The organism is Candidatus Nitrosotenuis aquarius (assembly GCF_002787055.1).
Lineage (GTDB): Archaea > Thermoproteota > Nitrososphaeria > Nitrososphaerales > Nitrosopumilaceae > Nitrosotenuis > Nitrosotenuis aquarius.
Map to the genome: position 1 here is coordinate 1,450,966 of NZ_CP024808.1, position 9,054 is coordinate 1,460,019.

General features: G+C 42.6%; 15 protein-coding genes. 9 read left to right on the forward strand and 6 right to left on the reverse strand.

The window, feature by feature from the left end; genetic code table 11:
- Window positions 1-34: 34 nt before the first annotated feature.
- On the forward strand, window positions 35-541 hold the full coding sequence (locus tag NAQ_RS08445; protein ID WP_100183101.1) for a cupredoxin domain-containing protein: 507 nt from the start codon (window positions 35-37) through the stop codon (window positions 539-541).
- On the opposite strand, the gene NAQ_RS08450 is transcribed toward NAQ_RS08445, so the two are convergent.
- Complete coding sequence (locus tag NAQ_RS08450; protein ID WP_100183102.1) at window positions 538-1,389, reverse strand: CBS domain-containing protein; 852 nt, start codon at window positions 1,387-1,389, stop codon at window positions 538-540. The two genes, NAQ_RS08445 and NAQ_RS08450, sit on opposite strands and share 4 nt — an antisense overlap.
- A gap of 113 nt (window positions 1,390-1,502) precedes the next feature.
- Between NAQ_RS08450 and NAQ_RS08455 the strand changes: the two genes are divergently transcribed.
- Genes NAQ_RS08455 through NAQ_RS08465 form a run of 3 tightly spaced genes read left to right on the forward strand, consistent with a single transcriptional unit; the run spans window position 1,503 to window position 3,723 of the window.
- Window positions 1,503-2,651, forward strand: coding sequence for a CBS domain-containing protein (locus NAQ_RS08455; protein WP_100183103.1), 1,149 nt, complete (start codon window positions 1,503-1,505; stop codon window positions 2,649-2,651).
- On the forward strand, window positions 2,648-3,358 hold the full coding sequence (locus NAQ_RS08460; protein ID WP_100183104.1) for a proteasome assembly chaperone family protein: 711 nt from the start codon (window positions 2,648-2,650) through the stop codon (window positions 3,356-3,358). The genes NAQ_RS08455 and NAQ_RS08460 overlap by 4 nt, the downstream gene beginning before the upstream one ends.
- A gap of 5 nt (window positions 3,359-3,363) precedes the next feature.
- Window positions 3,364-3,723, forward strand: coding sequence for an Hsp20/alpha crystallin family protein (locus NAQ_RS08465; protein WP_245871598.1), 360 nt, complete (start codon window positions 3,364-3,366; stop codon window positions 3,721-3,723).
- Here the strand turns inward: NAQ_RS08465 and NAQ_RS08470 are convergent.
- On the reverse strand, window positions 3,720-3,983 hold the full coding sequence (locus NAQ_RS08470) for a hypothetical protein (RefSeq protein ID WP_162858715.1): 264 nt from the start codon (window positions 3,981-3,983) through the stop codon (window positions 3,720-3,722). The genes NAQ_RS08465 and NAQ_RS08470 overlap by 4 nt on opposite strands.
- Before the next feature lie 146 nt (window positions 3,984-4,129).
- Between NAQ_RS08470 and NAQ_RS08475 the strand changes: the two genes are divergently transcribed.
- From NAQ_RS08475 to NAQ_RS08485, 3 genes are all read left to right on the forward strand, one after another.
- Complete coding sequence (locus tag NAQ_RS08475) at window positions 4,130-4,552, forward strand: hypothetical protein (protein WP_100183107.1); 423 nt, start codon at window positions 4,130-4,132, stop codon at window positions 4,550-4,552.
- A 66-nt stretch (window positions 4,553-4,618) separates the two neighbouring features.
- Window positions 4,619-5,086 (forward strand): bifunctional nuclease family protein, encoded by a 468-nt coding sequence (locus NAQ_RS08480; protein WP_100183108.1) that lies wholly within the window; start codon window positions 4,619-4,621, stop codon window positions 5,084-5,086.
- 64 nt (window positions 5,087-5,150) lie between these two features.
- Window positions 5,151-5,627: an Hsp20/alpha crystallin family protein gene (locus NAQ_RS08485; protein ID WP_100183109.1), complete on the forward strand. Its 477-nt coding sequence runs from the start codon at window positions 5,151-5,153 to the stop codon at window positions 5,625-5,627.
- A 14-nt stretch (window positions 5,628-5,641) separates the two neighbouring features.
- Here NAQ_RS08485 and NAQ_RS08490 read toward each other — a convergent pair whose 3' ends face one another.
- The 3 genes from NAQ_RS08490 to NAQ_RS08500 all read right to left on the reverse strand — a co-directional run bounded on the left by NAQ_RS08490 (window position 5,642) and on the right by NAQ_RS08500 (window position 7,535).
- Window positions 5,642-6,229 (reverse strand): hypothetical protein, encoded by a 588-nt coding sequence (locus tag NAQ_RS08490; protein ID WP_100183110.1) that lies wholly within the window; start codon window positions 6,227-6,229, stop codon window positions 5,642-5,644.
- A 38-nt stretch (window positions 6,230-6,267) separates the two neighbouring features.
- Window positions 6,268-7,125, reverse strand: coding sequence for a CBS domain-containing protein (locus tag NAQ_RS08495; protein ID WP_100183111.1), 858 nt, complete (start codon window positions 7,123-7,125; stop codon window positions 6,268-6,270).
- Between the two features lie 77 nt (window positions 7,126-7,202).
- Window positions 7,203-7,535 carry a helix-turn-helix transcriptional regulator gene (locus NAQ_RS08500; RefSeq protein WP_100183112.1) on the reverse strand — a complete coding sequence of 111 codons (333 nt, stop codon included), beginning with the start codon at window positions 7,533-7,535 and terminating at the stop codon, window positions 7,203-7,205.
- Between the two features lie 47 nt (window positions 7,536-7,582).
- Between NAQ_RS08500 and NAQ_RS08505 the strand changes: the two genes are divergently transcribed.
- The gene (locus NAQ_RS08505) at window positions 7,583-7,762 is read left to right on the forward strand and encodes a hypothetical protein (protein ID WP_100183113.1); all 180 of its coding nucleotides are present in this window, start codon (window positions 7,583-7,585) and stop codon (window positions 7,760-7,762) included.
- 227 nt (window positions 7,763-7,989) lie between these two features.
- Window positions 7,990-8,514, forward strand: coding sequence for a hypothetical protein (locus NAQ_RS08510; protein ID WP_162858716.1), 525 nt, complete (start codon window positions 7,990-7,992; stop codon window positions 8,512-8,514).
- Window positions 8,515-8,525: 11 nt separating this feature from the next.
- Here the strand turns inward: NAQ_RS08510 and NAQ_RS08515 are convergent, their stop codons facing one another.
- Entirely contained in the window at window positions 8,526-8,954 is a 429-nt protein-coding gene (locus tag NAQ_RS08515) for a universal stress protein (protein WP_100183115.1), read from the reverse strand.
- Window positions 8,955-9,054 lie beyond the last annotated feature (100 nt).

The following is a 9,054-nucleotide window of genomic DNA, read 5'->3' on the forward strand; positions in this document are numbered from 1 at the left end:
TGATGTTATAATCTAGTTTTCCAGCGTTTACTTGTTGAATCATAAAATTGCATTATTTTGCGTTCTTACAGTGTCTTTGTTTGCCGCAAACTTCGCACATGCAGAATCCGTGCCAGACTGGGTCAAAAACACGGCAAAGTTCTGGACTGAAGGCAAGATAACAGACACAGAATTTCTCAATGCTATCAAATTCCTAATAGAGAAAAACATAATCCAAGTAGAGGCAAAGCCCGCAGTCAAGCCGGCATCTAATGTGGCAAACGTAGTAATTCCAAACGGCAATGCCGAGGCAGGCAATGCGGGATTCTACATTCCGCTGAACTTGCAGGTAATAAGCGGAACCACGGTAGTGTGGATAAATGATGACAACATTCCACATACTGTCCAAAGCCAGGACGAAAAGGGAAATGTCTTGTCTCTCTTTAACAGCAAGGCTCTGAAGACAGGCGAGCGCTTTGCATACAAGTTCTCAGAGCCTGGTGTGTATCATTATTTTTGTACGATACACCCGTGGCGAGTCGGGCTAGTGACTGTATACTAGGCAATAGCCTTTACAATATCTGACTTTGTTATTATTCCGCACAAGAGCGACTTTTTGACAACAGGTAAGCCGCCGATTCCGTTTCTTATCATGATTAGTACGGCAGAAGACACTTGGTCGTCGGAATTTACTGTGACTGGGTTTGGTGTCATAATGTCCTCTGCCCTAAACGACAAAATGTAGGATAATTGGTTCATTCTGAATTCATCGGGATTTGGGTTTGTCTGGTATTTTTCCACTTCCTTTGGGTCTGCAAAATCCCTGATCCATTTTGGCATCTTTGCTGGAATAAAGTCGCGATTTGTTATGATTCCAACTGGTTTTTTGTTGCGCTGCACTACTATTCTGGAGATCTTGTGCTTTACTAGAAGGCTTTCCACCAGCAAAAGCGAGTCGGCAGGCATTACAGTTATGACGTCTTTGGTCATTATGTCTGAGACCCGGAGTGGCTCTGCCGACTGGGTCAAAAACACGGACGCAATGTCTGTCTTTGTTATGATTCCAGCCAGTCTGTTTTTTTCTAGGACCAAAACAGAGCTTATCTTGTGTTTTTGCATCAGTCTGGTGCAATCAACAATTGTAGCATTTTTTGTTATTGTGATCAAGTCCTTTGACATAAAGTCGCGGACCAGAATTTTGCTTACGTGCTTTCCATTAAACTTGTAGATTGCCCTAACAAAGTCTTTTTCCGTTATGATTCCGACTGGCTTTTTGTTTTTGTCCAGAACCGGGAGCCGCCCGACTCGGTGCTTTAGCAGAAATTCGCGCGCCTCAAGCAGGGTCATACCATCAGTTACGGTTACCGCGTTTCTGATTACTTGGGTTATGCTTGGGTTTTTCAGCTTCACAAATATTGGTTGTTTTGCAGTTTTTTAAATATAGATACAAGAATCTCACCGCTGAATATCAGAGATGAAAATTGTATCATTTGTTTAATTTGTGACTTGTTGGGAATAGTTTCATGAGCCTAGATGTAATCCATGATCACTTTTCGCAAATAATGCAAAAAAAGATCGACTCTTTAATTGAAAAACCTGTAATAATACAGCCGGACTCGACTGTTTCTGAGGCAATCAGTTCTATAATACACAACAACTCCTTTGATGCATTTTGCAGGGAAAAACACGTAACTCTAAACGTAAACACGCGAGACTTGCTCCTAGGAAAAGACATTGCACACATGAAGGTGAGGCCATTTTTGCACCCAATCTCGAGCCTGCAAAGGGGCGATACCATAGAAAAGGCAGTAACTATTTTGACCCACAATAGAATTCGCTCAGCACCGGTAGTGGAAAACGATGAGATCGTAGGCGTCGTGCACGCAAGAGACATACTCAAGCTGGTGGCGGGCCTTGACAACAAATGGATAAAGGCAAACCAGATTTTCACGGCAAATCCTCTGGTAATAGAAAACAACACGCTACTGAGCACGGCAAGAATGCTGATGAGCAGCAAAAGACTGGATCATCTCCCTGTGGTAAAAAAGGACAAGATCTCCCAGGTCCTCACATCGCATCACATGCTGTATACAATACTTCCATCAGAGCGGGTGGGAAAGGCAGACATTGGATCAAAGAAAATAAACAGGCTGGAATCGCCAGTTGGTAATCTTGGTACAAATAGAATGGCAAGCTGTGTGCCGATGGATGACCTAAACAAAATACTAGACGAGATGCTTCATGCAGACACGACATTCTGTCTTGTGTCGTTGTGGGACCAGCTTCAGGGAATCATAACATATAGAGACATCTTGAACTTGCTTAGCACACGAGTCAAAAGCAAAGTTCCTCTCTTTATTGTAGGGATGCCAAAGGAAGACAATTCTGGAATAATTGCGGAAAAATTCACAAAGATACTAGAGAAACTCCAGCGAGTCTATCCAGATGTGCAGGAGGCCAAGGTTTATGTCAAAAAGCACCACGGAACTGGAAGCAGATACAACTATGACGTCTCTACAACAATCATAACTCCGCACCAGAGGTACATGTTTTCCAGAACTGGATACGATCTGAGCAAGGTCTTTGATGAAATCTCTGGCAGGCTGATGCGCCTGCTCTCAAAGAGGGCAAAAAAGCGCTACAAGCTTAGCGTCAGAAAAATAACACAATGACGGCAAAAAGGCCTGCAAAAATACTTCTTCTTGGCTTTCCGGGAAACGGCCTAATAGGCACATTTACCATATCGTATCTGATATCGCACCTAAAAATGAGGCTAGTTGGAGATATCGGCCATCCTGACTTGCCGCCAACACTATTTGTGGAAAACGGTGAGATTCTCAGCCCAATTCGAATCTACCGCAAGGACAACATTTACGCAATAATATCTGACATTCCAATTTTTCCCGAAGTCGCAGTCGAGTTTGTCTCGTCTGTTGCCCAGTTTTGTAAGAAAAACAAAATCGGCAAAGTAATTGTTCCAAGCGGAGTGGACACGCAAAGCACCGATTCCAAGGACGCAAAAACGTACGGCCTTGCAACTGATGTATCATTTGAGAAACTAATGTATGAAAATGATGTGCCCAAGTTTTTGGCAGGCTCTATTATTGGAACGGACGCAACCGTGATTTCGACTTTTAGCAACTATGGGATTCCCCTTTTGGTATTGTATACATCATGCCATCCTTTCTTTCCAGATCCGCAGGCAGCAATCTTTGCAATCACGTCTCTTGCCAAGGTGCTAAAAATCCAGGTCGATACAAAGGACATCCAAAAGCGAGTTGACTATTTGCGAATCCAGCACAGAAACCTGATGCAGGAAACACTTGATGTGCTGCAGGAAAAGCAGGCACCACCAAAGGTTCCGCCAATTTACCGGTGATGAAAATGGACTACGAGTTTTATCCTGTCTTTTGGTTTGGCGACGATCTGGAGCAAAAGGTACTGGCTCCGCTCAGCTGCATCAGGGAGCACGAATCAAAATGGGTGCTAGAGTTTGATCTGCCTCTGGTAGACAAAAAAGACATCAATGTTTTTGTCGACTCGGATTCCATAACGATAGAGGCAAAGCTAAAGGAGACATACTGCGATGAACACCAGAAAAGCTACCAGTATGAATATTTCAAAAAGAACACGTCTCTGCCAAAAAACGTGGATTCTGGCAAAATCACGGCTAAATTTTCCGATGGCAGACTAGTCATTGTGTTGCCAAAGGCGTTTCAGGGAAAGAAAATCTCAATAGACTAGGAAAAAATCTCGTCAACTTTCTTTCTGTACCCGGACACAAGCTGCCCGAATTCCGCAAAGTCTTGTTCTGTTGGGGAGATCATCCTCATGGCAAACTGGCCCAAAAACACGGAAAATGCGTTGCCCACTATAACATTAAAGGATGCGTCTGCCAGATTCAGGCCAGGAAATGCCGTCTTGATAAACGGCTGATACGCCTTTGTCTGTCCTAGGAGCATCTCGATGTGGTTTTTCATATAATCCGAGATTTCTTTTTGCATTGGTTTTTGAAAGAATGCGAATTATAAAATCATCAAGTAAATTATCAAACTTGAGATTTTTGCATGATTGTAATTTGGGATTGCAAAATATGTGTGAGAATTGCTGCTCAAAGATTTTTATTTGATGGTGCAATAGCGGTGTGAGTTTGGTAGAATGGAATGAGCTCATAATAGAATCAGTAATTTTATCCGTGATAATTTTTGGCGCAGTCTTTGTCGAGCACTGGATTTATCGAAGGATGCAAAAAACTGAGGACAGTTCCGCAAGAAAAAAAATCCTACTGTTAATCAAAGAAGACCTCACAAGGAAAATCCGATTCATAAACGAGTCTACAAAATACAAGGACTACAAGCCGTTTTTTACAAGCGTCTGGGATTCTGTGATTATTTCTGGCAAGCAGACAATTTTGCCGTTTGATCTGATAAAAAATCTAGAGCACACATACTCATGGATGAAATACTATAACACCGAGCTAAAACAGCAGGGGCCGCAAAACGAGCAAACACTAGTAGAGCTCCTAGGCGAGATAAGAAAAGCCACCGAATCCTCCCTTGAGAGTCTAAAATAATCCCCTTATTTTCAGTGCTGAAAATCATATTCTTTGATTTTATCTTTCAACGACTAGGTAAACTCGATGAAAATTGACGAACAGCAAGACGCAGACTATGAAACCGTCACAATCTCAGGCCTAGGCCTAATTGATCATCTGGGCGTAATTGTCCTCAAATCAATTGACGGAAAGGAATTCCACATGACTGCGTTTTCTGCCGAAGTTGCACAATACATAGCAAATTTCATGGACGGCAAGCGCGAGCAAGTACCTACCATTTACAACATGTTTGAGCAAATGTGCGAGGAAAACGAGCTGGTCCTAGTCAAGGTCAAAATTTACGAGACTGGCGGAATTTTCCGGGCAAACCTGTACTTTACTGGCAAAAAAGATGTCTTGCTCAAGTATTATCGCGCTTCTGACGCCGTAACGCTTGCAACATTTTACAATGTCCCAATATTGGTTCGAAAAGACCTACTAAAGGAACCAGAGCCGGAACCGCAAATCAAGTCTCCAAAAAATGGCGGTTCCATCGAATCCGAGAAAAAATGACACGAAATTCAGATTTGAGAATTATGCTATTGTGTAATAAATAACAAAGCCAACCATACCGCCAATGACCAAGGACGATAAACAAAAAACCGAACTTGCACCGGCTTGGCCTCTAAACTGGCAAAGCCTAGATAAGGCATTTGAGAACTTTAGAAAAGAGTTTGAAAAATCGTTTGCGTCTTTTCCTTCCTTTCCGTCGATGCAAAAATTGTCTGCGCTGTCCTGCGACATAGTGGACGAAGGCGACAAATACGTAGTCAAAGCCGAGATGCCCGGAATAAAAAAGGACGAAGTAAAGCTGAATGTCTTTGATAATTCACTAGAAATATCTGCACAGCACAAAGAAGAGGAAGAAGAAAAGAAAAAGAACTATCTGCGAAAGGAGCGAAGCGAGGTCTCGTACTATAGGACGCTACCCCTGCCAGAAAAGGTAGTCTCAGACAAGACCTCTGCAAAGCTGAGCGACGGCGTGTTGAGTATTACCATACCAAAAGCAACACCTACCCCAAAGCCAAAGTCAAGCTCGATTCAAGTTCAATAATTTTTTTATTTTTTTTAATAGTCGTGCTCTGAAAAGTCAGATCCCAGCGATATTGTAGCTATTACTGTGGATTCTGTTGTTTGGCACTTTAGCTTTTGGTTTGGCAAAAATTCCGCAAATATCTCCTTGAGAAGCTGTTCTGTAAATAGCGACCATTTTACACCCAAGTTGTGCTGTATGACAAAATGGTGTATGGCACCTTCCACTCTGTGATCTGAGAGCATTCCAGAGGCGCGCATATAGTCTTCTAGTGTTTCAATGCAGCGCTTTAGATCATAGTTGCCCTTCATGAATAGTACCGATTCCTTGATTACTGGCTTGATTGACTCTATTACCTGGTTTATCTGGACCCAGTCAAAGTTTTGGCCCATCGTCTCTAGAATCTTTTTTGGTACGGGTATGATGCCTATTTTGTCTGCAAATCTGTCCCAGACTAGGTATTTTTCTAAAATCTGCTTTACTAGTACATTGTGCGAGATGTTTTTTTGCATTGCCTCTGTTTCCAGCTCTTCGACTACCTTGGCCGGCAATCTGTAGGTGATGCTACGGGTGGTTTCTTTTTTTGGCGGATGCTGCTTTCTTCTTGGTATGCTTGTTTCCAACTGGAGATCTTTACTTTACTATACTATACTACATAATTCTAGCGGAATGTTTTGTATTTTTCCAAGAGTTTTGCGTGCGTTATTACTTGGCTAAACGCTCGTACCACGTCTGCTTTTGTGACAATTCCTGTAAGCTTGTTGTTTTTTAGCACAATTACTGGAACTCCGCTGATGTTGTTTTTTGCCATGAGGTCAGCCGCAGTTGCCAAGTCATCGTCTGACTCTACAATAAGAATCTCATACTTGATAAACTCGCCAACTTTTTTGTCTTCGGTTGTCCCCCCTGGCAACAAATAATCGCGAATTTTTGCAATTGATTTTTTGAAATACTCACTGTGCTTTAGAAAATCATTTGTCGTGATTATTCCCTTTGCATTTCCCTTATGATCCGTTACCACAAGGCGCGAAGTCTTGTTGTTGTTTATGATGTCCAGCGCAAATCCTAGCGAGTCAGATTCTCTACATGTTATTACCTTGTCTGTCATATAGTCGCGTACCTTGTATTTTCCTGGATACATCTTGGCGTAATGCCTGTTGATGTCTGTCTGGGTGGTAATCCCCACTACGTCGCCCTGATCGTCTACTACTACTATGGAGCCGATCCTAAAAGTATCCATTCTTGTGGCGCATTGGGAGAGGTGGTCTGCCTGGCCGGCCGTTATAGTGATGACGTTTGTCTTCATTATTTCTTTTAGCCGTATTTCATCTAGCGCTCTTGCAGTAGTGTCGTTTTCTAAAAATGCGTTAATGTCGCGCTCTGTTATTATTCCGACTGGCTTTTTGTTTTTTACAATTACTATTCGCTTGACAAAGTTTGTCTTCATCATTCCTAGGGCGTCATGGATGGTGTCGTTTTCTGTTAGGGTAAACACTGGTGATGAATACAACTCGTCCATGGCTAGAAAGCCACGCCTAGTGATTTAAAACAAATTTCGATTATCAATGCTGGATTTCAAAAATTGGAAATTAGTCCCTAATTTGCCATATTAGGAACGATCTCGACTTCTAGGTTGCCTCCATTAAACGTCGAAGTCATCGCCTTTACCTTGCTTTTGTACAAAAAGTGCTTTTTGCCCTCCTGTGTTATCGAGCCGGAGATGGCAAGCAATTTGTTGTCGTGCAGGATCTGTAGCCTGCGGTAGACGGTGCTAATTGGGATCTTGCAGTCTGCAGAGATCTCTATTGCCGCCTTTGGCGTACTCATTGTGGCTTCAATTATTGCCCGGCAGTACTTGTCGGACATTATTCCCAGGATAACGCCTTTGCGGTCGTCATCGATTTTTCTTCCTTCAAGCTGAACTTGCATGATACGGTATAATCAAAATTTGATATATCGAGTAGGACTGCTTTGCCATGCAGTGCATTCAGACTGCCTATATGAGAAAATACACAAAATCAGGCATGATTGAGACACAATTTCCCAAATTCAAGTGGGGGACAATATCGGAAGGCAATGCGGGCCACACAAAATCCGAGTGGGGCAAGTCAGAGCCACGAATAATAATTGCGTACAGAATCAACTGGCAAGACTGAGCGTACACAGCTTTGATCTGCAGGCAAGACAGACATCGCTTCCATATTCTGCCTGGAAAAGGCAGGACTTGCAGATTTTGCATTTGCATTTTTCTAGCTTGGGCATTTCGATGTAAGAATAGTAATTCGAACTAATAAGCACTCTGCACTAAAATCAAAACTGGAACAAACAATTCTAGTGCAATGCATTCGCACTGCTTATCTTTTTGTTTGCAGACTTTTTCTTAATGACTCCAACATATCTAGCACTAGCTGCAGCTCTCGTTGTTGTGTTTGCGACAACAAATGCATATGCAGAAAGCGACAGCGTAGGTGATCTGCACATCAAGACCGTCTTCAAATTTGCAAAAGGAATAGAAGAGGTAAACTCCTTCAAGGTCTTCACGCAAGACTTTGGCTACAAGTGGTCCGAGACTCCATCATTTCAGTTGTGGGGTGCGGTAGGCGCTGACAAGGATCTCTTGTATGAAAACGCTGAGATCAGCTACGAGCGACGCGGAATGGCGCACGACTCTGATAACGAGTTTGATGTGGATGTGTCTGTCACATACGGTATCAAAACACTAAGACAAATGGAATACACGGATTGTCGTGTGACAAACTATTACGTCACCACGCTCCATGATGGTGATGAGACATTCTCTGGCAAGACCAAGTTTGTCTATGCAGATGTCTTTGCATTTGAGTGCGGCGGATACAAAATAATTCCGGCATCAAAGCTAAACAAAAATCTTGAAGCCCTAAAGGGCTAATACTCTTTTTCTTATTTTACCACAAGCACTGGCAATGAGCTCTTGTGCAAGACATAGTTTGATACGCTTCCAAAGAAGACTTCCTTTAGAGCACCAACTCCTCTTGCGCCAATCACTATGATGTCAAAATTCTTGTCCTTGGCAAACTTTACTATTGTGTGGCCTGCGTCGCCAAAGACTATCTTTTGCTCAAACATTACGCCATTTTGCGCGCAATATCTTTTTGCAAAGTCCATGATGTTTTGCGCTCCCCTGAGGCGCGGCTTTTCTGGATATCTGGGCGAGCGAAATGCAGGATGCGGCGCCCTTGGTATTACATAGATACCAGTGATGATTGCCTGGCATTGCCTAGCTAGGTATATTGCCTCGTTTAGGCCGCGAACCGAGTTCTTGGAGCCGTCCAGCGCAACAAGTATTCTTTGGTACTTGGTCTTTATCATGTGGTGTAGTTTAGATGGAATATAATTAAAGCAATACAAAATTATCAAAAATGAAACTGAGTTTCTGATTTGATAATCAACTAGCCCTTTCAAATAACAA

What these genes read in the sequence shown, in the direction of transcription:
- NAQ_RS08455 (WP_100183103.1), top strand. Translation starts at nt 1,503, where the DNA reads ATGAGCCTAGATGTAATCCATGATCACTTTTCGCAAATAATGCAAAAA.
- NAQ_RS08485 (WP_100183109.1), top strand. Translation starts at nt 5,151, where the DNA reads ATGACCAAGGACGATAAACAAAAAACCGAACTTGCACCGGCTTGGCCT.
- NAQ_RS08505 (WP_100183113.1), top strand. Translation starts at nt 7,583, where the DNA reads ATGCAGTGCATTCAGACTGCCTATATGAGAAAATACACAAAATCAGGC.
- NAQ_RS08465 (WP_245871598.1), top strand. Translation starts at nt 3,364, where the DNA reads ATGGACTACGAGTTTTATCCTGTCTTTTGGTTTGGCGACGATCTGGAG.
- NAQ_RS08515 (WP_100183115.1), bottom strand. Translation starts at nt 8,954, where the DNA reads ATGATAAAGACCAAGTACCAAAGAATACTTGTTGCGCTGGACGGCTCC.
- NAQ_RS08460 (WP_100183104.1), top strand. Translation starts at nt 2,648, where the DNA reads ATGACGGCAAAAAGGCCTGCAAAAATACTTCTTCTTGGCTTTCCGGGA.
- NAQ_RS08495 (WP_100183111.1), bottom strand. Translation starts at nt 7,125, where the DNA reads ATGGACGAGTTGTATTCATCACCAGTGTTTACCCTAACAGAAAACGAC.
- NAQ_RS08500 (WP_100183112.1), bottom strand. Translation starts at nt 7,535, where the DNA reads ATGCAAGTTCAGCTTGAAGGAAGAAAAATCGATGACGACCGCAAAGGC.
- NAQ_RS08470 (WP_162858715.1), bottom strand. Translation starts at nt 3,983, where the DNA reads ATGCAAAAAGAAATCTCGGATTATATGAAAAACCACATCGAGATGCTC.
- NAQ_RS08510 (WP_162858716.1), top strand. Translation starts at nt 7,990, where the DNA reads ATGACTCCAACATATCTAGCACTAGCTGCAGCTCTCGTTGTTGTGTTT.
- NAQ_RS08480 (WP_100183108.1), top strand. Translation starts at nt 4,619, where the DNA reads ATGAAAATTGACGAACAGCAAGACGCAGACTATGAAACCGTCACAATC.